The sequence below is a fragment of the Bacillus sp. N6 genome (genome assembly GCF_052805735.1).
In genome coordinates this window covers 5220164-5244417 of record NZ_CM127843.1, presented here as the reverse complement: position 1 = coordinate 5244417, position 24254 = coordinate 5220164, and the positions used below count along the sequence as shown (strand labels likewise).

General features: G+C 36.7%; 26 protein-coding genes. 18 read left to right on the top strand and 8 right to left on the bottom strand.

Annotated features, from left to right (window positions below):
• Positions 1 to 73 precede the first annotated feature (73 nt).
• Positions 74 to 766, bottom strand: a complete 693-nt coding sequence (locus tag ACUXVC_RS27050) for an RsfA family transcriptional regulator (protein ID WP_075718667.1) — start codon at positions 764 to 766, stop codon at positions 74 to 76.
• A gap of 284 nt (positions 767 to 1050) precedes the next feature.
• Between ACUXVC_RS27050 and ACUXVC_RS27045 the strand changes: the two genes are divergently transcribed.
• The 6 genes from ACUXVC_RS27045 (at position 1051) to ACUXVC_RS27020 (ending at position 7062) form a co-directional block, all read left to right on the top strand.
• The gene (locus ACUXVC_RS27045) at positions 1051 to 1275 is read left to right on the top strand and encodes a DUF1450 domain-containing protein (protein ID WP_000526079.1); all 225 of its coding nucleotides are present in this window, start codon (positions 1051 to 1053) and stop codon (positions 1273 to 1275) included.
• A gap of 312 nt (positions 1276 to 1587) precedes the next feature.
• On the top strand, positions 1588 to 2643 hold the full coding sequence (locus ACUXVC_RS27040) for a FecCD family ABC transporter permease (RefSeq protein WP_000388296.1): 1056 nt from the start codon (positions 1588 to 1590) through the stop codon (positions 2641 to 2643).
• Complete coding sequence (locus ACUXVC_RS27035; RefSeq protein ID WP_001260757.1) at positions 2640 to 3656, top strand: FecCD family ABC transporter permease; 1017 nt, start codon at positions 2640 to 2642, stop codon at positions 3654 to 3656. The genes ACUXVC_RS27040 and ACUXVC_RS27035 overlap by 4 nt, the downstream gene beginning before the upstream one ends.
• A 15-nt stretch (positions 3657 to 3671) precedes the next feature.
• On the top strand, positions 3672 to 4484 hold the full coding sequence (locus tag ACUXVC_RS27030; RefSeq protein WP_000212068.1) for an ABC transporter ATP-binding protein: 813 nt from the start codon (positions 3672 to 3674) through the stop codon (positions 4482 to 4484).
• 189 nt (positions 4485 to 4673) lie between these two features.
• Positions 4674 to 5612 (top strand): ABC transporter substrate-binding protein, encoded by a 939-nt coding sequence (locus tag ACUXVC_RS27025; protein WP_000787724.1) that lies wholly within the window; start codon positions 4674 to 4676, stop codon positions 5610 to 5612.
• Between the two features lie 145 nt (positions 5613 to 5757).
• Positions 5758 to 7062: an HD domain-containing protein gene (locus tag ACUXVC_RS27020; protein WP_144465589.1), complete on the top strand. Its 1305-nt coding sequence runs from the start codon at positions 5758 to 5760 to the stop codon at positions 7060 to 7062.
• A gap of 38 nt (positions 7063 to 7100) precedes the next feature.
• Here ACUXVC_RS27020 and ACUXVC_RS27015 read toward each other — a convergent pair whose 3' ends face one another.
• Positions 7101 to 7286, bottom strand: a complete 186-nt coding sequence (locus tag ACUXVC_RS27015) for a 2-hydroxymuconate tautomerase (RefSeq protein WP_001147171.1) — start codon at positions 7284 to 7286, stop codon at positions 7101 to 7103.
• 112 nt (positions 7287 to 7398) lie between these two features.
• Between ACUXVC_RS27015 and ACUXVC_RS27010 the strand changes: the two genes are divergently transcribed.
• Together ACUXVC_RS27010 and ACUXVC_RS27005 are read left to right on the top strand one after the other, a co-directional pair.
• Positions 7399 to 8073 (top strand): site-2 protease family protein, encoded by a 675-nt coding sequence (locus tag ACUXVC_RS27010; RefSeq protein WP_000372443.1) that lies wholly within the window; start codon positions 7399 to 7401, stop codon positions 8071 to 8073.
• A 25-nt stretch (positions 8074 to 8098) separates the two neighbouring features.
• Positions 8099 to 8608 (top strand): YwhD family protein, encoded by a 510-nt coding sequence (locus tag ACUXVC_RS27005; RefSeq protein ID WP_000136683.1) that lies wholly within the window; start codon positions 8099 to 8101, stop codon positions 8606 to 8608.
• A gap of 34 nt (positions 8609 to 8642) precedes the next feature.
• On the opposite strand, the gene ACUXVC_RS27000 is transcribed toward ACUXVC_RS27005, so the two are convergent.
• Together ACUXVC_RS27000 and ACUXVC_RS26995 are read right to left on the bottom strand one after the other, a co-directional pair.
• Entirely contained in the window at positions 8643 to 10694 is a 2052-nt protein-coding gene (locus ACUXVC_RS27000; RefSeq protein WP_088022134.1) for a transglycosylase domain-containing protein, read from the bottom strand.
• 100 nt (positions 10695 to 10794) lie between these two features.
• Complete coding sequence (locus tag ACUXVC_RS26995; protein ID WP_144465590.1) at positions 10795 to 11520, bottom strand: glycerophosphodiester phosphodiesterase; 726 nt, start codon at positions 11518 to 11520, stop codon at positions 10795 to 10797.
• A gap of 152 nt (positions 11521 to 11672) precedes the next feature.
• Between ACUXVC_RS26995 and ACUXVC_RS26990 the strand changes: the two genes are divergently transcribed.
• The 4 genes from ACUXVC_RS26990 (at position 11673) to speB (ending at position 15332) form a co-directional block, all read left to right on the top strand.
• Positions 11673 to 12080, top strand: coding sequence for a MerR family transcriptional regulator (locus ACUXVC_RS26990; protein WP_048656345.1), 408 nt, complete (start codon positions 11673 to 11675; stop codon positions 12078 to 12080).
• Positions 12081 to 12085: 5 nt separating this feature from the next.
• Positions 12086 to 13249 carry an MFS transporter gene (locus ACUXVC_RS26985; RefSeq protein ID WP_000444233.1) on the top strand — a complete coding sequence of 388 codons (1164 nt, stop codon included), beginning with the start codon at positions 12086 to 12088 and terminating at the stop codon, positions 13247 to 13249.
• A 164-nt stretch (positions 13250 to 13413) separates the two neighbouring features.
• Positions 13414 to 14241 (top strand): polyamine aminopropyltransferase, encoded by an 828-nt coding sequence (gene speE, locus ACUXVC_RS26980; protein WP_000424696.1) that lies wholly within the window; start codon positions 13414 to 13416, stop codon positions 14239 to 14241.
• Positions 14242 to 14459: 218 nt separating this feature from the next.
• On the top strand, positions 14460 to 15332 hold the full coding sequence (gene speB / locus ACUXVC_RS26975) for an agmatinase (protein ID WP_001209831.1): 873 nt from the start codon (positions 14460 to 14462) through the stop codon (positions 15330 to 15332).
• A 187-nt stretch (positions 15333 to 15519) separates the two neighbouring features.
• On the opposite strand, the gene ACUXVC_RS26970 is transcribed toward speB, so the two are convergent.
• Positions 15520 to 16557, bottom strand: a complete 1038-nt coding sequence (locus tag ACUXVC_RS26970) for a PTS sugar transporter subunit IIC (RefSeq protein ID WP_000996313.1) — start codon at positions 16555 to 16557, stop codon at positions 15520 to 15522.
• Between the two features lie 233 nt (positions 16558 to 16790).
• Here ACUXVC_RS26970 and ACUXVC_RS26965 point away from each other — a divergent pair, with 233 nt between their 5' ends.
• The gene (locus ACUXVC_RS26965; protein WP_071713926.1) at positions 16791 to 17153 is read left to right on the top strand and encodes a YxeA family protein; all 363 of its coding nucleotides are present in this window, start codon (positions 16791 to 16793) and stop codon (positions 17151 to 17153) included.
• A gap of 25 nt (positions 17154 to 17178) precedes the next feature.
• Here the strand turns inward: ACUXVC_RS26965 and ACUXVC_RS26960 are convergent, their stop codons facing one another.
• Positions 17179 to 18165: a S66 family peptidase gene (locus tag ACUXVC_RS26960; protein WP_053563292.1), complete on the bottom strand. Its 987-nt coding sequence runs from the start codon at positions 18163 to 18165 to the stop codon at positions 17179 to 17181.
• Positions 18166 to 18367: 202 nt separating this feature from the next.
• Here ACUXVC_RS26960 and ACUXVC_RS26955 point away from each other — a divergent pair, with 202 nt between their 5' ends.
• From ACUXVC_RS26955 to ACUXVC_RS26935, 5 genes are all read left to right on the top strand, one after another.
• Positions 18368 to 18805: a DUF1934 domain-containing protein gene (locus ACUXVC_RS26955; protein ID WP_000744343.1), complete on the top strand. Its 438-nt coding sequence runs from the start codon at positions 18368 to 18370 to the stop codon at positions 18803 to 18805.
• On the top strand, positions 18805 to 20475 hold the full coding sequence (argS, locus tag ACUXVC_RS26950; protein ID WP_001086464.1) for an arginine--tRNA ligase: 1671 nt from the start codon (positions 18805 to 18807) through the stop codon (positions 20473 to 20475). The genes ACUXVC_RS26955 and argS overlap by 1 nt, the downstream gene beginning before the upstream one ends.
• A 252-nt stretch (positions 20476 to 20727) precedes the next feature.
• Positions 20728 to 21255, top strand: a complete 528-nt coding sequence (locus ACUXVC_RS26945; RefSeq protein ID WP_000391649.1) for an RNA polymerase sigma factor — start codon at positions 20728 to 20730, stop codon at positions 21253 to 21255.
• Complete coding sequence (locus tag ACUXVC_RS26940; RefSeq protein ID WP_053563294.1) at positions 21242 to 21556, top strand: hypothetical protein; 315 nt, start codon at positions 21242 to 21244, stop codon at positions 21554 to 21556. The genes ACUXVC_RS26945 and ACUXVC_RS26940 overlap by 14 nt, the downstream gene beginning before the upstream one ends.
• The gene (locus ACUXVC_RS26935) at positions 21540 to 22217 is read left to right on the top strand and encodes an anti-sigma factor (protein ID WP_095689949.1); all 678 of its coding nucleotides are present in this window, start codon (positions 21540 to 21542) and stop codon (positions 22215 to 22217) included. Before ACUXVC_RS26940 ends, ACUXVC_RS26935 begins: the two co-directional genes overlap by 17 nt.
• Before the next feature lie 26 nt (positions 22218 to 22243).
• On the opposite strand, the gene ACUXVC_RS26930 is transcribed toward ACUXVC_RS26935, so the two are convergent.
• Both ACUXVC_RS26930 and ACUXVC_RS26925 read right to left on the bottom strand, forming a co-directional pair.
• On the bottom strand, positions 22244 to 22618 hold the full coding sequence (locus ACUXVC_RS26930) for a hypothetical protein (RefSeq protein ID WP_000738223.1): 375 nt from the start codon (positions 22616 to 22618) through the stop codon (positions 22244 to 22246).
• Positions 22619 to 22764: 146 nt separating this feature from the next.
• Positions 22765 to 24165, bottom strand: a complete 1401-nt coding sequence (locus ACUXVC_RS26925) for a M28 family metallopeptidase (protein WP_053563296.1) — start codon at positions 24163 to 24165, stop codon at positions 22765 to 22767.
• Positions 24166 to 24254 lie beyond the last annotated feature (89 nt).

Here is a 24254-nt window from a genome sequence, read left to right as displayed (position 1 = left end):
ATGGAGTTTTCTCACATATAAAGGGGGAGCTTAAAGGTGAAATAATAAAAAGGATGCATTACATGCATCCTTTTTATTCTGCAATTTTTTCTAAATTACCGTTTCGGTCCATTCGGAAAGATGTTTGAGAACGTTCTTCGTCATCCATGACTGCCAATTTACGAGCTCGGTTCATAATGTTCATAAGTGTTTCGTAATCTTCTTGTACAGTATGAGATTGCTTTTCTAACTTTTCTAGTTTCTTTTCTAGTTCCTCACTCCGAAGGATTTGTGCTTTAATTTCTTGTTTCAATCTCGTATTCTCGTTTTCAAGAGCTGTCACTTTTATATTTGAAGATCCGACTGTTTGTAAAAAATAAATAACATCTTGCATTGTCATAGAGCTTCTTGCAGCAGGAGCAGTAGATTCTTGATATGGAATAGCTTCTTTATATTGTACGATTGATTCCTCTTGTGCTAATTCTTCATAATCAGTTATCGAATCTGAAGCTGGTGGTGTATAAAGTAAACGTTTTTTCGCTTGTTCACCGCTTGCAGCACGCATTTTATCTTTACGATGTTTTTTTGCTAGTTGAAGAGCTTGTTCATAGCTATAGCGAACGACAGCATTCCAGCGGAAACCACAAGCAGCAGATGTACGATTTAACTGATCTCCTACTTCCTCAAATGCATTTAATTGCGTACTTCCTTCTCGAACATGACGAAGTACCGTTTCAGCAAGTAATAAATCATCCTCATCTGTCCAAGCATCTTGTCTTACTTTCATAGATTCAACTCCCTTTCTTTTTATGAACTTCCTATTTTTATAATGGGCAAAAAAATAAACTTTTATACAAAGCTTTTAAAAATATGGTAGATTTCGATGAAAGGTAAAAATTTTCCCGTGAATGGTGAGCGCTTCTATAGGAGAGCATATAAATATGTAGCATTATGTAGAGAATAGGCTTTGTAGGGAAACTTGCAACGAGCTTCAAAGAGCGGTAAAATACCATTTAGTGTTTATTTTTAAACGAACTTGAGAAAAGTTTAAAATAGAGGAAGTGTTATATAATGGGAAACGAATTTCGCGTGTGCGATGACTGTCAGGCAACGAACGTTAAAACGTTAGTTCCGAAGTTAAAAAAAGTAGATTCATGTGCAACGATTGAAGTTGGATGTCAGTCTTACTGTGGTCCTGGTCGTAAAAAATCATTCGCATTTGTAAATAACCGTCCAGTTGCGGCTCCAACAGAAGATGAGTTAATCGTAAAAATTGAAGCAAAGTTAAATAAGTAAGAAAAAGAAGAGTGAAAAGATTACTCTTCTTTTTTTATGCCCATAAGAGGAAAGATTTATTCTGCGAAAGTACTCTTGTGTGGACGAACGTTTTCTAAAGGATGGATATAACTTTTGTATTAAAGTTCCAATTTATATAAATTTATATTTCAAAATAATGGTTGACAGTCTTTTAAAGCGATAGGTAGAATAGAAGTGTCTGATTCTGAGAATCATTATCAGGAAAATAACAATTCACCTAATTTTTTTATTACTATTTGAGAATAAATTTCATTTTAATAAATATATGTTGTTGGTTAGGATGGTTGAGGGATGGAAGCGAGCGCAAGCAGTATAGAACAGCAAGAAGAGAATGTTAAAGAGATTAAGAGCAGACCGCTCATCGCTTCTATTATTTTAGTAGCGGGTACAGTTTTGTTAGCTTTAAGCATGGCAGTTTCTATTTCTTTTGGGGCTGCAGATATTAGTTTAAAGACTGTATGGCAAGCTGTATTTCAGTTTGATGGATCTATTACACATCATAACGTAATTCAAGAGCTTCGCATGCCTAGAGCAATAGGGGGCGTAGTTGCAGGTGCCTTTTTAGCGGTATCAGGAGCAATTATGCAAGGCATGACGCGAAATCCACTTGCTTCACCATCGTTAATGGGAATTACAGATGGGGCTGTATTTGGAATTGCAATTATGTATGCATTTTTCCCTAATTCACCTTATTTAATGTTTGTTATCGCATCTTTTATTGGAGCTGCGTTTGGTGCAAGCATTGTATATGGAATTGGGTCTTCTTCACCAGGTGGATTAACACCTGTGAAATTAGCTTTAGCAGGTGCAGCTATTAGTGCTTTATTAGGGGCAATTTCATCTGGAATCGCATTGTATTTTAATCTTGCCCAAGAGGTGAGCATGTGGAATGCAGGCGGAGTTGCTGGAGTGAAATGGCAAAGTATTAATATGTTAGTGCCAATTGGCCTTGTTTGTCTTTTTATCGCAATTATGATGTCGAGATATATTACAATTTTGAGCTTCGGTGAAGAAATTGCAATTGGACTTGGTCAAAATACGACATTAATTAAATTTATCGGAACAGTACTTGTTCTTGTTTTAACGGGTTCCGCAGTTTCCATGGCAGGATCAGTAGGGTTTGTTGGTCTTGTAATCCCGCATATGACTCGTTTCCTTGTAGGCTCGGACTATAGATGGGTTATTCCATGTTCTGCGGTCTTAGGTGGGCTGTTAATTGAATGTGCAGATATGTTATCTCGCGTTATTAACCCGCCATTTGAAACGCCAATTGGAGCAATTACAGCGCTAATTGGGGTTCCATTCTTCCTCTACTTAGCACGTAATGAAGGGAGAGGAAAGATGTGAGGACGAGTGTCTTAACAAAAAAGAACATTTCTATATTAACGATTTTAGTAGGACTAATCGTTTCTATATTTCTTATTAGTTTAAATACAGGAACTTTTAAAATACCCCCAATGGACGTATTAAAGTCATTGGTTGGACTAGGGGCTGAAGATCAGTCTGTTATTTTATTTGAATTCCGTATGCCGCGTATGGTAATTGCTATACTAGTCGGATCTGCTTTAGCTATGTCAGGTGCGATTTTGCAAGGTTTATCACGAAATCCACTTGCTGATCCAGGTATTATAGGGATTAATGCTGGAGCGGGATTAACAGTTGTTATATTCGTCTACTTCTTCTTCGGGAAAGTAGGGACTGGTACATTTTTATCTGTATTCATTCTTCCATTTTTCGCACTAGTTGGGGCGATATTAGCAGCGGTAATTATTTATTTATTAGCATGGAAAGACGGCGTTTCATCGACTCGATTAATACTAGTCGGTATTGCCGTTGCAGCTGGATTTGGAGCTGTTAGTTTAATTTTCTCTATGAAGATGACATCTAACGATTTTCGTTTTGCTACGATTTGGCTGGCGGGAAGTCTGTGGGGTACAGATTGGAAATTCGTATTAAGTGTACTTCCATGGATGGTTATTTTCTTACCGCTTGCTATAAGTAAAGCACACATATTAAATGTAATGAACCTAGGCGATTCTACAGCAGTTGGCCTTGGTGTAAATGTAGAAAAAGAAAGACGTAAATTATTATTTATTGCAGTTTGTTTAGCGGGTGCATCTGTTGCTGTTGCCGGTGGAATTGGCTTTATCGGTTTAATGGCCCCGCATTTAGCAAGGCGCCTTGTTGGTGGCAAACATCAAATCATGTTGCCCACAGCTGCGCTAATAGGAACGTTTTTACTTTTATTCGCAGACGTAATTTCAAGAAGTGTACTAACAACTTCAGAAATACCAGTCGGTCTTGTTATTTCTGTAATTGGTGCACCGTATTTCATTTATTTACTTATGAGGACAAAATAAAGGGAGGCTTTTCGTATGGCAACTTTAGCGGTTGATGCGGTATCTGTTGGCTATAATGAAGGTTTAATTATTGATGGATTAACAGTTGAAATTCCGGAAGGGAAAATTACAACAATTATTGGGCCAAATGGTTGTGGGAAGTCCACATTATTAAAAACGGCGTCTCGTATTTTGAAGGCAAAACAAGGTACTGTTTATCTTGACGGAAAAGCAATTGAGAAACAGCCAACGAAAGAAATTGCAAAGAAAATGGCGATTTTACCACAAACTGCAGAAGTACCAACGGGTCTTACTGTATTTGAGCTTGTGTCATACGGAAGATTCCCTCATCAAAAAGGGTTTGGCACGTTGAAAGAAGAGGATTATCGCTACATTAACTGGGCACTTGAAGTGACAGGAATGAAAGAATTTGCGAATCGTCCAGCAGAAGCGCTATCTGGTGGTCAACGTCAACGTGTTTGGATTGCAATGGCTCTTGCACAAGGAACAGAATTACTTGTATTGGATGAACCAACAACGTACTTAGATATGGCTCATCAATTAGAAGTATTAAACTTATTGAAAAAGTTAAATGAAGAAGAAGGTAGAACGATTGTTATGGTTATCCATGACTTAAACCACGCTTCTCGTTTCTCAGATCATATGATTGCATTAAAAGCAGGTAAGTTAATGAAACAAGGAACGCCAGATGAAGTTATGACAAGTGAAACACTTCGTAACGTATTTGAGATTGAAGCTCAAATCGTTCCATGTCCAGTAAACTGTAAGCCAATTTGCTTAACATATGATTTAGCGATGATTAGTAATCAATTGCGTAAAAAAGCATAAGTAGAACCCCCTCGTGAAGAGGGGGACTTCTAATGGACGTTGAGCTTCTTATATAAGAATGGGAAGTTGAACGCCCGTTAGAATGGGGTATTAACAACAATTAATAAAAATATATTGATTAATTGTTATCTTCGTTTCTTATAGTTCATTGCAACTTATAAGATAAATACAGCTAGAAGGAGTGGGAACATGAAGAATTTTAAAATGGCACTATTAGCAATGGTATTAGTTGTGACTTCTGTACTATTTGCTGCTTGTTCTAACAAAGAAGAAGAAAAGAAAGCAGATGCAAAGACTGAAGAGCGCACTGTAAAACATGCAAAAGGGGAAATTAAAATTCCTGCAAACCCAAAGAAAATTGCTGACCTTAGTGGTTCAACAGAAGAATTATTAATTTTCGGTATGAAACCGGTTATTACTGCTAATACATCTCAAGAAAAAATTGATGCACATATTGAAAAGAAACTAAAAGACGTTAAACCAGTTGGTTCTGCTTGGGGCGATAAAATTAACATCGAAGCAGTAGCTGCTGCAAAACCAGATTTAATTCTTGTAAATAATCGTCAAGAAAAGATTTATGATCAATTATCTAAAATTGCACCAACAGTTATGTTAAACACTCCATTAGATCAATGGCGTCCAAAATTCGAAGAAGTAGGTCAAATCTTCGGTAAAGAAAAAGAAACAAAAGAATGGTTCAAAAAGTATGATGAAAAAGCAAGCAAATTACATGACAAAATCGTCGCTAAAACTGGTGAAGCAACATTCATGAAAATGGCTGCGTATCCAAATGCTTTCCGCGTATACGGTGACTACGGTTACGGTAGCGTAATCTTTAATGATTTAAAACTACCAGCAGTTAAAGGTACACCAACTGATAAACCACTAGTACAAGTACAAAAAGAAGCTTTAATCGATTACAACCCAGATTACTTATTCGTATTTACAACTGGTGACGGTTCTCAGCGCTTAAAAGAATTCCAAGAAGAATCAATTTGGAAAAACATGAACGCTGTTAAAAACAACCACGTATTTACAATTAAAAATGAAGACTTAAACAAAGGTTACTTCCCACTAGGGAAAGATATGATCTTAGACGAAGTTGCTGAATTCGTTTTAGGTAAATAATGTATAAAGGAAATCACTTTTACTTCGGTAAAGGTGATTTTTTCTTTTTATAAAGGTAATTAATACAGTCTTTCATTTCTTTCTGTTTCTCATTTCGTTTATAATATAAAGTAAGAATGTAGTAAAGAAAGGGGGATGTCGGAAAGTGGTATATTTAAACGACAAACTCAGCGAAACAAAAGTGTTTAAAGACCCAGTACATAAATATGTGCACGTGCGTGATCGTGTTATTTGGGATTTAATCGGAACGAAAGAATTTCAACGCTTGCGCCGTATTAAGCAGCTTGGAACGACATTTTTTACATTTCACGGTGCAGAGCATAGTCGCTTTACTCATTCGTTAGGTGTATACGAAATTATTCGTCGTATGATTGATGATGTGTTTGATGGCAGACCAAATTGGAATGCTGAAGATAGATTGTTATGTTTATGTGCGGCATTACTTCATGATGTCGGTCACGGCCCATTTTCTCACTCGTTTGAAAAAGTATTTTCATTAGATCATGAGAAATTTACGCAAAAGATTATTGTTGGCAATACGGAGATTAATGATGTATTAAGTCGTGTTGATAAGGAGTTTCCACAAAAGGTAGCAGATGTAATTGCAAAAACGTCTACTAATAAATTAGCAATTAGTATGATTTCGAGCCAAATTGATGCGGATCGTATGGATTATTTATTAAGAGATGCTTATTTTACAGGCGTAAAGTATGGAAACTTCGATATGGAACGTATACTGCGTGTAATGCGCCCGTATGGGGATCAAGTAGTCATTAAAAATAGTGGTATGCATGCTGTTGAGCATTACATTATGAGTCGTTATCAAATGTATTGGCAAGTATATTTCCACCCGGTAACGCGAAGTGCAGAAGTTATTTTAACGAAGATTTTACACCGTGCTAAATCATTGTACGAGAAGTATTATACATTTAAAAATCATCCTGTTCATTTCTATTCTTTATTTGAAGAAGAAGTAACAGTAGAGGATTATTTAAAGTTAGACGAGAACGTTATGTATTACTACTTCCAAGTATGGCAGGAAGAAGAAGATCCAATTTTAAGCGATTTATGCCGCCGTTTTATGAATCGAAATCTATTTAAATATGTAGAGTTTACAGATAAACACGGTTTAGATAATTGGATGGAATTAAGTAGTTTATTTAAAAAGATTGGACTTGATCCGGAGTATTATTTAGTAGTTGATTCAACATCAGACTTACCGTATGACTTTTATCGTGCAGGAGAAGAAGAAGAGCGTTTGCCAATCCTACTTCTTATGCCAAACGGAGAGCTTAGAGAGCTTTCACGTGAATCGGATATTGTTGAGGCGATTACAGGTAAGAAAAGAACGGACCAAAAGCTATTCTATCCACATGATTTAATCTATGAAGATGGAAGAAAAGGAAAATATAAAGAAAGAATTATTGAGTTGTTAGAAGGAAAGAAATAAGAAGCAGCTAGTGGCTGCTTCTTATGAAAAACTTGAAATTATTTGTCGCTTAAGCGTTTTCCGCCAACTGCATAATGATTCTTAGACATTTCTTCGATGAAAACAACGATGTTTTCTTCAGGAGCACCAGTTGTTTCGCTTACTGCTGCTGTTACTTTCTCAGCAAGAGCTTTCTTTTGTTCTTCTGTGCGTCCTTCTAGCATTTTCACGGTTACGTATGGCATGTACAATCGCTCCTTTTATGTAAGTTACACTCTTATTATAGCGGATTATGGGGAAGAACAATCGAAAAAACAAATAATTTCTTTTTTTGACATATGGAAGAGGAGATGAAGTATGGATCAGTTATTTAGATATCCATTGCACGAAATTCCGTTGGTAGCAATGGCGATTATTATTGCATTATCCGTTCATGAATTTGCACATGCATATGTTGCATATAAATTTGGGGACGATACAGCAAAGAGACAAGGGCGTTTAACGTTATCACCGATGGCTCATTTAGACCCTATCGGTTTGATTGCAGTATTAATTCTTGGATTCGGTTGGGCAAGACCGGTTCCTGTTAACCCATATAACTTTAAAAGGCCGCGTCTTGCAGGCATATTAGTTTCAATTGCAGGGCCGATTAGTAACTTAATTTTAAGTGCAATTGGTTTAATTATTTTGTATAGCTTAGCAGTATTTGGAGTGTTAGATGCAGTTCCAGTTGCAGTAGCTGAAACATTAGGAAAGTTTTTTGAGCTCTTTATTATGTTAAATATTGTTTTACTTGTATTTAATTTATTACCGATCCCGCCACTTGATGGGTATCGTGTAGTGGAAGATTTAGCACCAGCAAATATTCGCGCGAAAATGACACAGTATGAAAAATATGGAGCGATTGCGTTATTAATTCTCGTTATTACACCGCTTAGTAATTACACAATTCAACCTATTTTCCAGGTAGTTATTCCGCATGTATTAATGTTTTTACAAAGTATCATTGCGCCTATTTTTGGCCTTTTATAATTTTTAAGTGAGGAGGATTTTACATATGACAGAGAAAAAGAAAAAAATCGGTTTTAATATCGTGAAAAATGATTCAACAGATGGACATGGTGGATTTGGTGTTGGGGCATTAAGCCTAGAAAACATTTCACCTGTATTTGTTGATGTACTAGAGAAAACCGCATTCGTTGATATCGGTGCGATGCATGCGCGTAGTACAGTAGAAAAAGGTATTAAGTTTTTAACAAATAAAGATGAAGTTCCAAACGGAAAACCATTTTGGCTTGTTTGGGTAACGATTGAAAGAACTGCAACTGGTGCTTATTACGCAGGTGTAACAGCTTGTGAAATGACAGTAGACCGTGAAATTCGTCGCGGATATAAATCACTTCCAGAACACGTAAACAAAATGGATAAATCAATGAAGCGTCACATTATGGTTGACCATATGGATGAATCATCTAAAAAAGTACTTGGTACGTTCTTGAAAGAACATAATGAAGCGATTTGGAACGAATCTAGTGAAGAATTGCGTCGTGCATTATTAAGTGAATAAAAAATAGCTGACGGATGCCCGTCAGCTATTTTTTTTACCAAGGAAGATATTTTTTCCACCAACTTGTTTTTTTCTTTTCTTCAGTCGTTTTTTCAAATTCTTCTTTATCATCGACGTGATCCATACAATATTCAGTCGGTTCGGTACCTTTAGCGAAATACATTTTCACAGAAATAGGACAATTTTTTGTAGCAATTTTACCGTTCTCTGGGTTGATACTAACCGCTACGACGTCACCTGGTTGTTTAAATTCTTTTTTGGGCTGTCCATCTAAGCCTTTCTCCATCGTATCAGTCCATATTTTCTTCGCATATCCTTGTTCTGCTACGTTTGAAATAGATTTAGGTTGATCATATCCGACCCATACACCTGTTACGATTTGCGGAGTAAATCCGATCATCCAACTATCCGTTTCAGTAGAACCAGATTTTCCGGCATATGTTCTTGATAATTTTGATAACATCGATTGGCCAGTTACAGCAGCATAACTGCTTAGTTTCTTATTAAACATACCGGTCATCATTTCTTCCATTACAAACGCTTTGCTCTTGTCGAGAACTTGTTTACTCTCTAAATGAGCATCGTATAATATATTTCCTTCATGATCCATAATGCGGCGAATGAAAGTAGGTTTTACTTCTTTTCCACCGTTTGCGAACATGCTATAAGCGTTAACCATTTCAATTGGTTTTACGGGTGATGTGCCGAGAGCTAGAGAAGGCACATCTTTTAATGCACTTGTAATTCCAAATTGTTTTGCTGTTTTTGCGAGTGCGTCATCTCCTAAAAATAAATTCGTTTTTACAGCATATATGTTATCAGAGACTGCGAGAGCTTGTGCCATCGTTACAAAATCATCTGCATAATAATCTTTATAGTTTTTTGGTTTATACTTTGAAACGCCGTCACCTAAAGTAAATACAGTATATTCGCTTTTTAAGCGCGTAGCAGGCGTGAATCCTCGTTCTAATGCTGCATAATATAGAAATGGCTTAAATGTAGAACCAGGCTGACGAACGGCTTGTGTAGCCCTGTTAAATTGACTCGTAGTATAATCAGTTCCGCCAACAAGAGCAGCCACTTCACCTGTCGTTGGATTCATAGAGACGAGAGCAGTTTGTATGTTTGTTGTGTCAGGTATATGATCTTTTACAGCTTGCTCTGCTACAGCTTGTAGTTTAGGGTCTAGCGTTGTATAAATTCGCAAGCCACCCCGTTGTAAAGCTTGTTCGTCTAATCCAACATCACGAAGAAGCGAAGCTTGTACAGCATCTTGGAAATATGGTGCGACCTCTGCTACTTTTTTCGTATCTAATGAGGCAAAAGTTAGTGGCTCTTTCTTCGCTAAGGCTGCTTGTTGCTTCGTAATATATCCTTGTTCGACCATTTCATCTAATATGAGAGCTTGTCGTCCTTTAGCACGATCCTCTTTCAAAAAGGGAGAATAGACACTTGGCCCTTTCGGGATACCTGCGAGCATACTAGCTTCTGCTAATGTTAAATCTTTTGCTGTTTTATCGAAATATAGACGGGACGCAGCTTCGATTCCATAAGCGCCATGTCCGTAATAAATTGTATTTAAATATCCTTCTAAAATATGATTTTTATTATAGTTTACTTCAAGGCGGACAGTGTACATTGCCTCTAATAATTTCCGTTTCCACGTTTTATCATGATCTAAATACAGATTACGCGCGTATTGTTGTGTAATTGTACTAGCTCCTTGTACCTTTGCCATCGCTTTTAAATCAGCAACAATTGCACCTGCAATCCGTTTCACATCGAAGCCGTGATGTTTGTAGAATCGTTGGTCTTCGATAGATAGTGTCGCCTCTTTTACATAAGGAGAAATTTCATTGAGAGATACATTGTAACGTTTTTGAATTTCATTACTTTGTCCAATAACAGTATCATCGTTTGCGTAAAAGACGCTTGTTTGTGGGACCGCAACAGGAGGAGGTCCCATAATTTTTGCGACTATAATAATAACAAAAAAAGAAAAAACGAAGAAAAGGACGCAAGAAAACATTGCGGTGAAGAAAAGACGTTTATATTTTTTAAGTTTTGGATTCATAGTCTGATCCATCTTTTTTCAGCCCCTCATTAATACAAGCGTTATTGTATTAGTATTGAGGGTTTTCATTTATTTTAAACAATGAAATTTCGAAAATAAAAAGCTCCTTCCATTAAGAAAGGAGCTCAAAGGCACGTGCTGGCCAATCGGTAATGATGACATCTACACCATAATCAATCATAGTTTGTAAATCTTTGTATTCGTTAATTGTATATGGACGGAAAACATATCCTTGCTCTTGTGCTAATTGCACAAATTCTTTCGTTAATAGCTGGAAGTTTGGATGTAATCCACTTGCTTTTCTCTGTTTTGCTTCGGCAATTGGATCAGCAATCGGTGTATCATATAAAATTGCTCTTGGGATTTCAGGAGCAATTTCTGCTAATAATGAAACAGAGTCATGGTTAAATGATGAAAATACAATTTGATTAGAAAGATGATATTCGCGCACAAGTGCAACAGCTTTTTCCTCAATATTTGGGTAATGAATAACATCTGTCTTTAATTCAATATTTAGTTGTAAGTTCGTTGTGGAAAGCCAAATGAAAACCTCACGCAACGTTGGGATTTTTGCTTCATGGAAAGAAGAGTCTTTATAGCTACCAGCGTCCAATGATTGTAATTCCTCTACCGTTTTTTCCGAAATAAGTCCAACGCCATTTGTTGTACGATCGACGGTTTCATCGTGAATTACGACAAGTTCACCATCTTTTGATAAGTGGACATCGAGTTCAATTCCGTGAGCGCCAATGCGTTCTGCTTCTTGGAAGGCAATCATCGTATTTTCGGGATGTGTACCTTTTACTCCGCGGTGAGCGAAAATAAGTGGTTTACTCATGTGAAATTCTCCTTATTATCTCTTTTCTTTCATTATGAAACTGCTTTAGGGAAAATACAATTGAATATGACAAACATTTACAAAAGTCTAACAGTTGCAGAAAAGTTAACGTTAACGTAAAATGTAATAATCAAGTGAAGGGAGGAATAAACATGTATAAAATTGATGAAGTAACAAAGCAAGTCGGTTTAACAAAACGTACACTTCGTTATTATGAGGAAATTGGTTTAATTCATCCCCCAGAACGTAGTGAGGGGAATATTCGTCTGTATACGGATGAGGATATTGCCAGAATTAAAAGAATTGTAGAAGCGAAAGAAGTGCTAGGAATCACACTTCAAGAAATGCAGCATTTCTTATCACTAAAAGAAAGAATGGAGAAAAGAAGAAATAGCGAGAACCCTCGTGATCGTGAAGTGATTCAAGAAATTAAAGATATGCTTGAAAAACAAGTGCAAACGTTAGACGAAAAAATGGAGCAAATGCAACGTGTAAAGGCAGAACTTGAAGATAGTTTACATCGTGCAGTAACATTTTTAGAGAGCACAAAAGGAGAGTAATCAAAATGGAGAGCAAACAAAAACTAGGGAGATTGATTACAGTGGTGGCTACCTTCCTTGCCTTTTCGGGTATAGGAGTAGTCGACCCAATTTTGCCGATTATTGCAGAGAAAATTGGTGCAACGCATTGGCAAGTTGAAATGTTATTTACTGCTTATATTTTAACGATGGCAATCATGATGTTACCAGCTGGTATATTTGCATCAAGATTTGGTGATAAACGGATGATGACAATCGGTCTTGCGATTGTGACTGTATTTGCGTTTATATGTGGTATATCGCAAACGATTGCTCAATTATCTCTTTTCCGTGCTGGATGGGGATTAGGAAATGCGATGTTTTTTGCTACAGCAATGACGCTGTTAATAGCATTAAGTAAAGAAGTTCATGAAGCAGTAGGATTATACGAAGCAGCGATCGGCTTAGGTATGGCTGGGGGGCCGTTATTGGGTGGAATACTAGGTGGACATTCTTGGCGTTATCCGTTTTTCGCGACGAGTATTTTAATCTTCTTAGCATTTATTTTAGTATTCTTTTTTGTAAAAGAACCGGAGCGAAAAGTGAAACGTAAGGCTGCTGGCGTAGGAGAATTACTTAACCTGGTGAAATATAAACCGTTTATGCAAGGTGCGATTTCAGGAATGTTATACTACTACGGATTTTTCGTTGTGTTAGCATATTCACCACTTATTATGCATTTATCAGCTATTCAATTAGGCTTTGTATTTTGCGGATGGGGATTAGCGTTAGCTTATGGTTCTGCAATTTTAGCACATAAGCTAGAAGGGAAATATGAACCAAAAACATTATTGAAGGGTAGTTTACTTGTATTTGCGATTTTCTTAATTGCACTATTCTTTGTGAAAATTATGTGGTTACAAATTACTCTTATCGTTTTATCAGGATTAGCATCTGGCTTAAACAATGCATTATATACAAGTTATGTAATGGATATTTCACCTTATGAAAGATCTGTTACGTCGGGTGTTTATAACTTTGTTCGTTGGTTAGGGGGCGCAATTGCTCCGATTTTATCAGGAATTATCGGTCATACTGTTTCACCACAAAGTCCGTTTTTAGTAGGTGGAATTGTGGTGTTAGTTGGTTGTATTATGATCCTAATTCCAATTCGTAAACCAGTAGAAATAGAGACAAAAGCCCTTTCTTAAGAAAGGGTTTTCTTTATACATATATGTTAGAACCCTCTGACTAAAATATATTTTCGGTATTTTTGTACTTTTAACTATACATTTTGGATGTTTTGTTTTATTTTTGTTAGGGGACATTAATGATGTCCCTATTATAAATTTGCATTGAAAGGCGTGATTGTACGATGGAACTATGGTTCACTGAAAAACAAACAAAACATTTTGGGATTACGGCGCGTATTAACCGCACATTACATACGGAGCAAACAGAATTCCAAAAACTTGATATGGTTGAAACAGAAGAGTTCGGAAACATGCTTATTTTAGATGGTATGGTTATGACAACAGAAAAAGATGAGTTCGTTTATCATGAAATGGTAGCGCACGTACCTTTATTTACACATCCAAACCCTGAAAACGTATTAGTTGTTGGTGGCGGTGATGGTGGTGTTATTCGTGAAGTGTTAAAACACCCAAGTGTAAAGAAAGCAACTCTTGTTGAAATCGATGGAAAAGTAATTGAGTACTCTAAACAATACTTACCATCAATTGCAGGCGCATTAGATAATGAGCGTGTAGAAGTAAAAGTAGGAGACGGTTTCCTACATATCGCAGAAAGCGAAAATGAATACGATGTAATTATGGTAGATTCTACTGAGCCAGTAGGACCAGCAGTAAACCTATTTACAAAAGGCTTTTACGCTGGAATTTCAAAAGCGTTAAAAGAAGATGGTATTTTCGTTGCACAAACGGACAACCCTTGGTTCACACCAGAGTTAATTACGACTGTGTTTAAAGATGTAAAAGAAATTTTCCCAATTACTCGTTTATACACAGCTAATATTCCAACATACCCAAGTGGTCTTTGGACGTTCACAATTGGATCTAAAAAACATGATCCATTAGAAGTAAGTGAAGAGCGTTTCCACGAAATCGAAACGAAATACTACACAAAAGAATTACACAACGCAGCATTCGCATTACCGAAATTTGTTGGCGATTTAATTAAGTAAGAAAATCGAGCTTGAACAAATAAAGTGTGAGTAGCTCATTTAAGGTGTTTGTCCAGAAGACTTGAACATGCTAGCTACTTACACTTCTGTAGAGAAAATCGTCTTCTTGTTGTTAAAAAGAAGACCCGGTAAATCGAGAAAGAGGAGCAATTCGCTCCAAATTTGAGAAATAGTGAAAGGTTGGGATACCTTAAGTTCCACATAAGGAGGAAAAGAATATGCGTTTTGATGAAGCTTATTCAGGTAAAGTATTTATTAAAAGTCATCCAAGTTTTGAAGAGTCAAAGGTAGTTATTTATGGGATGCCTATGGATTGGACAGTAAGTTACCGTCCAGGATCTCGTTTTGGCCCTGCACGTATTCGTGAAGTATCAATCGGTCTTGAAGAATATAGTCCGTATTTAGATCGTGAATTAGAAGAGGTAAAATATTTTGATGCGGGTGATATCCCATTACCATTCGGAAACGCACAACGCAGCTTAGACATGATTGAAGAGTATGTATCAAAACTTTTAGATGCCGATAAGTTTCCACTAGGTCTCGGCGGTGAGCACCTAGTGTCTTGGCCAATTTTTAAGGCAATGGCAAAAAAATATCCGGATTTAGCAATCATCCACATGGATGCTCATACTGATTTACGTGAATCGTATGAAGGGGAGCCTTTATCCCACTCTACACCAATTCGTAAAGTGTGTGATTTAATTGGTCCGGAAAACGTATATTCTTTCGGAATTCGTTCTGGAATGAAGGAAGAATTTGAATGGGCGAAAGAAGTAGGTATGAACTTATATAAATTTGACGTATTAGAACCTTTAAAAGAAGTATTACCGAAACTTGCTGGACGCCCAGTCTATGTCACAATCGACATTGATGTATTAGACCCAGCTCACGCTCCAGGAACAGGAACGTTAGAAGCTGGCGGTATCACATCTAAAGAATTATTAGATTCCATCGTAGCAATTGCAAATTCAAATATAAATGTAGTTGGAGCAGACTTAGTAGAAGTAGCCCCAGTCTACGACCATAGTGATCAAACACCAGTCGCAGCAAGCAAATTCGTGCGGGAAATGCTGCTCGGTTGGGTAAAATAAAAGTGAAGCCGACTGTTTAGAGAGGCGTAGCTAGATAAAGTAAGAGCCCTCTATATGATTAGAGGGCTCTTATTTTGTCGTTATGTGTCGGTAAGTCGATATATTAAAAAAATCGCCGATATAATTTCATTTACCGTTACGCAACACAAAAAAAGCTATTCTCAAACGATGGGAATAGCTCTTTTTCTTATGCAACCTTCTCTTCCGAAGTAACTCCACGAATTTCATCAGCAGAGCGGATCGGATATTTACGGAACACAATAGACCCGATGTATCCGACAATAGTGGTAACGATTCCACATAGTACAGCAGCAATCGTTACTTTTATAACGTCATTAAATCCGAATAGGACAAGAAGACCTGGAATTGGTGATGCTGTTCCTGGTGCATTATTAACAAGCTGGAATAGCGATGTAATAATACCGGCAAGTGCACCGCCAACGAAGTTTGTTGCATAAATTGGAATTGGATTTGCTGAAACAACATCTGCTTGTGTTAAAGGCTCGATTGCTACAGCGATTGTGTCTTTCTTTGAGCAAATTTTTAGTCGCTTAAAGAAAATAAAGTTCATCGGGGCTGAGGCTGCTACGGCAAGACTACCAATTGCCATTGGTAAACCTGTTAATCCAAGCATTGCAGTTAGTGCCATAGAACTCAGTGGAGAGGTAGAAATAACTGTTATTAATCCACCAAGCATAATACCCATAATGATAGGACTTTCTGTAGTTGCAACTGATATCATAGAACCGATTTTACCAAGTGTTGCGTTAACGAGCGGATCCATAAGCATTGCCATTCCACGTGAGATTGGTGCAGCGATAAATAGGATTGCTAAAAATTCCACACCAGCCGGTAATTTCTTTTCGAGAAATTTCACGACGAAGGCACAAACGTATCCGGCGAAAAATCCTGGTAAAATACCGAATCCACTAGTAGCGATACCAATTAAAACAGCGTATACGGGGGAAACACCGATTGCTAATGCGACTAAAATCGCTGCTGCGACACCGCTCATACTACCAGAAGCTTCTCCTACTGATTGTAAAAAGTCATTATGAAACATTTCTCCACCTATATAACGGTGAAATGCTTCAATAAGAAAACTTGCGATTGCTGCATTAGCTAAAGCGCCCATCGCCTTCATTCCGTAAGGCGCACGGTAACTGAAAAGTGTAAATAGACAAAGTACAACAAGTAATAGTGCTAAACCTTGCAAGATAGCCATTTGAAAACTGTCTCCTTTGATTTTTGTAATAAAAATTCGTATCATTCAATAATAATATAAAAGTGTATGAAACGGAAAAATTTTTTCTTGGGAACTTGCTGTAAGAAAAAATCCCTTACAATAATGTAAGGAAAGTGTAAGACTTTTAGATAGAGTATAGTATGCTCTTTTCCGTATAATACAAGTATAGATATAATACTAGTGAGAAAGAAGTGCAAACAGGAGGCGCATGTATGAAATTGGTAATTAAAGTTTTAGCTGTATTCGCCATCATTTTAGGGGGAACAGCATATTATTTAAACACAAAAACAGAAGGTGTACATGCTTTTGTAGACAACTTCTTTTCAAATAAAGAAATACAAGATTATTATGCGGTTGTAGATAAAGGTGAGAAAAAAGACGGTGAATATTTGTATACATTTAAAGGGTATACAGAGGACGGAAAGCAACAAATTATTAAAAGAATGGTAAATCGTGAATTGCATGCAGGTGCTTTTATAAAAATTTATGCAAAAGGTATGCAAGGAAAAGGATGGGCTGAAATAACGAAAGAGTCAATCCCGCAAAAAGCGTTGCAAAAAATAGAAAAACCATAAAAGGAGCGAATCGTTCGCTCCTTTTTTAGTGCGTTAAAATAGTGATAGATGTATTTTCTTTGTTAGAAATGATTTTGGCATGTCCACCAATTGGAAAAGTAAAAATTGGAGTTGTATGTCCAAAATTTGCATTTGCAATGATAGGAATATGTGCAAGTTCAGGTTTTGAAGAAATCATTTCTTGAATGTCCGCTATCGTACATTCTGCTTCTTTTTGCATTCTTCCTATTACAATACCTGTTATATGTTCAAAATCAGGTTGCTGCATAAGGGAATGTAGATAGCGATCAAAAGTTTTAAGCGTTGATTTTCCTGTTAAACTGTCTTCTTCAAGGAATAAAATTTTGCCCTTTAAGTTTGGCATATATGGTGTGCCTTGTAGTAAATTAAGTGTGCTCATATTGCCACCGATAATTTCTCCTGTCGCTTCTCCCTCTTGAATTGGAACATACCCTTCATTTTTTATAAATTCTCGATTTTCCTGATCCATATACCAAGAATCATCGCTCCACGTTTCCGCCGGAATGATTTCAATAGGCTCATTAGTGGTTAAGCATTGTAAAAAGTAATCGTTTGTATACTCGAGCCCTTTCTCCATTCCAAATGAAGAGAAGTGGGGACCCGAATATGTAACAAGCCCTGTTTTTGTGTAAATTGCATTATTTAAGGCAGTAATATCAGAATAACCACAGAAAAATTTCGGGTTTTTACGAATTAGATCATAATCGAGATGTTTCAATAAACCATTGGAGTTGTATCCGCCAAGTGTCGTCAAAATAGCTTTTACATTAGGGTCTCCAAATGCTTCATGGAGGTCTTGAATGCGGGAAGAAATAGAAGAGGAAGCAAATTGATCTATCTCATCGGCATATTTTGAGAATGTAACTTGAAAGCCCATGTCAGTTAATCTTTTTATAGCAAGTTTTCTATTTTCATTTGAAACAATACTTAAACTACAGGATGGTGAAATCACGCGTATTTCATCACCCTTTTTTAACTTTGTTGGTATCACTGAATTCACCTCTATAATTAAAAGAATATTTAGATTTAAAAAATATTTTATCACATGAAATAAAGTAGAAGTGAATTATTTTTTGAAATGGAGTTTTCCTGATTTTTCAGCAGACAGACAGCGTCTTTTTTTGATATGATAGGAAAAGTGATTTATTATAAGTAGTATTTAATATCTATAACATTTGAAAGGTGTGCAAGACGTGAAGAAACAACTTGCAGGCTTGCCGGTACACGTTCATTTCGTAACAGAAATCCGTGAAGGGGCGAGGAAGGAAACCGTTGCTTTTGAAGCAAATGGTCAATACTATGTAAAAGGTCAAGGTACATATGTAACATTCCAGGAGCCGAACGAACAAGGCGAAGTGAAAACAATTATTAAAATTCAAGATGAACAAGTTCTCATTATGCGTTCAGGTGCTATTTCTATGCGTCAGACGCATGTGAAAGGTGAATGGACAACGGGTACGTATACGAGTGAACTTGGTACGTTTGCACTGCAAACGAAAACTGATAACGTTCTTTTTAAATGGTCGGATGAAAAGAAAAAAGGACAACTCTTCTTAACGTACGCATTGCTTCTAAGTGAACAAGAAGCTGGCAGATATACAATTACAATTAATTTGAAGGAGGCAAAATAATGAATTCCTTAGAACAGGTAAAAGGATTGATTAAAGAAGAAATTCAAGCTGCTGTATTAAAGGCAGAATTAGCGACAGAAGAACAGATTCCAAACGTTGTATTAGAATCTCCAAAAGATAAAACAAATGGTGACTTCTCTACAAATATGGCAATGCAACTTGCACGCGTTGCGAAAAAAGCACCTCGTATGATTGCAGAAGAACTAGTTGCAAACTTCGATAAAGCAAAAGCTTCTATTGAAAAAATCGAAATCGCTGGTCCTGGTTTTATTAACTTCTATATGGATAATAGCTACTTAACAGATTTAATTCCAACAATCGTAAACGCTGGTGAAGCTTACGGTGAAACGAACACTGGTAAAGGTGAAAAAGTACAAGTTGAGTTCGTATCTGCGAATCCAACAGGTGACCTTCACTTAGGACATGCACGTGGTGCGGCAGTAGGTGACACTTTATGTAACGTATTAGCAAAAGCAGGATACGATGTATCTCGTGAGTACTATATTAATGATGCTGGTAACCAAATTCATAACTTAGCTCTTTCTGTTGAAGCTCGTTACATGCAAGCATTAGGTTTAGAGAAAGAAATGCCAGAAGACGGTTACCATGGTGCGGATATCATTGGAATCGGTAAACGTTTAGCTGAAGAGTTTGGTGATCGTTACGCAAAAGCTGATGAAAAAGAAAGCTATGAATTCTACCGTGAATATGGTTTGAAATATGAGTTAGCAAAACTTCAAAAAGACTTAGAGAGCTTCCGTGTTAAATTTGATGTATGGTTCTCAGAAACATCATTATACAAAAACGGAAAAATTGATGCTGCACTTGCTGTATTAAAAGAGCGTGATGAAATCTTTGAAGAAGGCGGAGCAACTTGGTTCCGTTCAATGACTTACGGTGACGACAAAAACCGTGTATTAATTAAAAATGACGGTTCTTACACATACTTAACGCCAGATATCGCTTATCACCGTGATAAATTAGAGCGTGGTTTCGATAAGTTAATCAACATTTGGGGTGCTGACCACCACGGTTACATTCCTCGTATGAAAGCTGCTATTCAAGCGCTAGGTTACGATAAAGAAACACTTGAAGTAGAAATCATCCAAATGGTACAACTGTACCAAAATGGTGAAAAAATGAAAATGAGTAAGCGTACAGGTAAAGCAGTTACACTTCGTGAGCTTATGGAAGAAGTAGGCGTGGACGCAATGAGATACTTCTTCGCGATGCGTAGCGGTGATTCTCATTTAGACTTCGATATGGACTTAGCTGTATCAAAATCTAATGAAAACCCAGTATACTATGCACAATATGCTCATGCTCGTGTATGCAGTATCCTTCGTCAAGGTGAAGAGTTAGGATTAGCTGCAGATGGAGACGTGAATTACAAACTTGTTACTTCTGAGAAAGAAGTAGAGTTACTGAAAAAACTTGGTGAATTCCCAGCTGTAGTTGCGGATGCAGCACAAAAACGTCTGCCACACCGCATTACAAGCTATGCATTTGAATTAGCAGCAGCATTACACAGCTTCTACAATGCAGAAAAAGTATTGAACCAAGATAACTTAGAATTAAGTAAAGCTCGTTACGAGTTAATGAAAGCAGTACGCACTACACTTCAAAATGCATTAGCAATCGTAGGAGTATCTGCACCAGAAAAAATGTAATTAAGAAAAGCGAAAGCGGCTCGTTTAGAATAGGAGGGGGATGGAGCTCCTGACAGAGAGGCGTACTTTGCCTCGGAGGAAGGCGCGAAGCCACCGAGTATTCTAGCAAAGCGGAGCCGATTTTTCGCTTTCAGTAAAAGGCAATCACACGATGTTGTGATTGCCTTTTTGTATGGAGATAATAAAAAAATAAAATTTTATCAAACAAAAGGATAATTTGCGTCGTCTTATATAAATGACAGGAGGCTTATGATGGAAGAAAAGGTAGAAGAATTAATTGATATATATAAGCAGCAAATATATTCCTTATGCTATAAGTTAGCGAAAACGAAAGAAGATGCGGAAGATATTTTTCAAGAGACGTGGATAAAGGTTTTTTCATCAAGGCACCAACTTTCTTATGTGGATAATTATAAAAAGTGGATTACTACAATTTGTGTTCGTACGTTTTATGATTTTTATCGTAAGAAAAAAAGGTGGAAAGATCGAATATTGGATTTGTTTCATAAAGAAGATGGTGGAGAAATAGATTTCGCAGATGAAGTGAATATATCAGAAGAATTTATTCAAAAAGTGGAAGCGGAAATGATACGGGAAGTAATACAGTTATTAAATGAAAAATATAAAACGGTACTCGTACTCTATTACTATGAACAATATTCTTACAAGGAAATGAGTGAAATATTAAATATACCGATTGGTACGGTGAAGTATCGTCTCAATTATGCGAAAAAGAAAATGCGAGAACATTTGGAGGGTTTCGTGCATGAAGGAAGATAAATTTGAACAGAAAATAAAGAGCAGTTTAGCGGGAGAGATGATTCCTAGCGAAGAGCTGATAAATCATACGAAACAGAGCGTGCGAAATGCTCGGAAATTAGAAAAGAGATGGGTTGTTTTCATTCATGCTATTTGGATGATTGTATTAACAGTCATCCTAGAGCAGTTTGTTAGTCATTTGGATCATAAAATATCTGTCATTATAACGATAGTTATTATGATGCACCTATACATTCCTATATACGTTGTCATACAGTCATTTTTAAAGAAGGAGTATAAATTACATGATAGAGTTCGCTAATCCATTTGTAGTATTTGAGATAGCTGGGATTACAATGTTTTTGGCTTTTATAGCACTTTTAGTATGTGTAGCATCATGGGTGTATACAGATGCGAAAACGTGTGGAATAAGTAAGTGGTGGAGTGTTATAGCGATTGTATTGCCATTTTTTATTGGAGTTTTGTTATATATGATACGAAGAAGTAACAAGAAAATAGAAGGCGAACATACGATGAAGGTTATGAAAAAACAAAAGATAAAATTAGTTGTCATATTTGCAAGTGCGATGTTTGTATTACTTAGCGGCTTTGCTTTTGTTCAAACGCTAGATGATATGTGGAGAGCTGGTGATATATATTTAGAAAATGAGAAGCGAGGGGAGACAAGTTACGAGGCAAAATTCTCATCATGGGATATTGCTGGGAAAGGTATTGAACTTGAGTATGCAAAAGATACAGAAGTAACATTTTCTTATGAAACAGATGCAAAACTTGGTAACTTATGCTTTAGCTTATATGAAAGGAAAGGAGAAGGAGAAGGTATAAGAGAGTTAAAAGAAATCTGTGAATCGAAAAAAGGTACTTTTAAAGCTACATTAAAAGCAAATGAAAAGTATGTATTTAATATAAGTGGTTTAATGGTGAAAGATGGTTTTGTAAAAGTGAATTGGGAAGCAAACTAAAGGGCCCTTGAGAAAGGCCCTTTATTTTATTGGATTGTATAAGTAACAGAAAAACTAACAGGACTATAGTAAACGTAAGGTGCATGAAATTGAACGTACATATTTCCATCTGTTTTTGCAGTGAAAATTCGGCCGTAACCATCAGAATAACGTCCAATAAGGTTATGATTTGAGTCATAAACACTGTAACTAGGAGTTTTGCTGTTAGGTTGAATTGTTAACTCTTGTCCCTTTTGAAGGAAAACAGGTTCTTGTTCAGAACTACCTCCAGTTTGCAAAGAATAAAATTTTGTAAAGCTTTGTTCTTGAGCGGCAGCAGCGACTTTTGTTTCAGGAATAAACGCGGTAGCGCCGGTAATTCCTGCTAAAGTTAACGCACCTGCTAAAATCATTTTTTTCATAATAGAAAAAGCCTCCTTATAAGTTGTAATCGATATTGTTACAGTTAATATTGTATACGATAATGAGTAGGATAAAATATGCTTTTATGCATATATATTTTTTCTCAATAAAAGACCACTGATAAAAATCAGTGGTCTTTTATTGATTAAGCAGCTTTCTGTTCAGTTTGAGTAACAGGTTTTTGAAGCGAGTTATAAACCCCTGTTCCGATAACGTCTAATGCCATTTTCATTCGTTCAGGTGAAATATTTTCTAATACGTTATCTTGAGGTGTATGGTATACCTTCTCAATATGATAGATTAATGGATTCCAACTATCGACACCCATCCAAATAAATAGAGCAGCAGGAATACCAGCTTCAGCAAATGGAACATGATCACTAGAACCGAATTTACCTTGTAGGACGAGGTCATTATTTAGTTGTTTACCTGCTTGCAAGGCAGCATCTGTTACAAAGTTTGTAGAGCCATCAGGTGTCATAGCGTATAAATTCTTTGCTTTATCATAATTTGTTGCAACCATGTCTGCGTTAAAGACACCTAAAATTCGATTGCGTTCTTTTTGGGATAGACTATTAACGTAATAATCGGAGCCAAGTAAGCCAGTCTCTTCAGAACCAAAGGTAATAAACCGAATTTCCTTATCAGTTTCTACATTTTGAAAAGCACGAGCTAGTTCTAATACTAATCCAGTTCCAGAAGCATTATCATTTGCGCCAGGTGCTCCGACAACACTATCATAGTGCGAACTTACAACGACTGCTTTTTCATTACCGGTACTCTTTTTTGGTTTCTTTTTGGCGATAACATTTAGAGATGTTAATTTAGATTCATGTCTCGCTTTTAGGGAAAGAATTGTTGTCCCTTTTTTAGCGATTTCTTCTTTAAATGCATTTCCTTGCGCATAAGCAAGACCAAAGACAGGGATAGATTGCTTTTTCGTTAGGCGGGGATTGAAGGTTTGTCCATAATTTCCGCGTCCGCCAATTAAACTGTATAAAAGAACACCTTTTGCACCTTTGCTAACAGCATTTTCAACTTGTTTATTATAGTCTGTAATTGTCGTTCCTCTTTCAAATAAAACAATTTTACCGTTTACTTCGTTTGGAATATCTTCTAATTTTGTCCCACCTTGAACAAAGATAAGGGGAGCTGTAACAGCTTCTGTAGAAATTAGTGAATTAGGAGCAGCACCAGCTTGCCAATTACGTTTTATTGATAGTGGTGATTCAATGAATCCAACGTACTGATCGGGCACCTGAAATGGCTGATATTCTACTTCATAGCCCATCGATTTAAGCTGCATACCAATGTAACGAGAAGCCCATTCTTCGGATTTTGTTCCACCGGGTCGAGGACCAATTGTTTCAGATAAGAAACGAACATGTTCAATTGCGCGGTTTGGATCAATCTGTTTTGTAATAGATGGAGTTTGTGTAACCTCTGACGTGGAATCCGCTTTTGCTTGCCCAATTGGAGCTAAGCTAACAGCGAGTGATACAGCAAGCAAAGAGCTTACTATTTTTTGTTTCAATGATTTTCTCATTTTTTCCTCTCCTATTCTTCTATTCTCTGTGACTGACAAAAGAAGACGGATAATGACTTTATTTTACCTTCGCGTCTTTTATTTTTCAA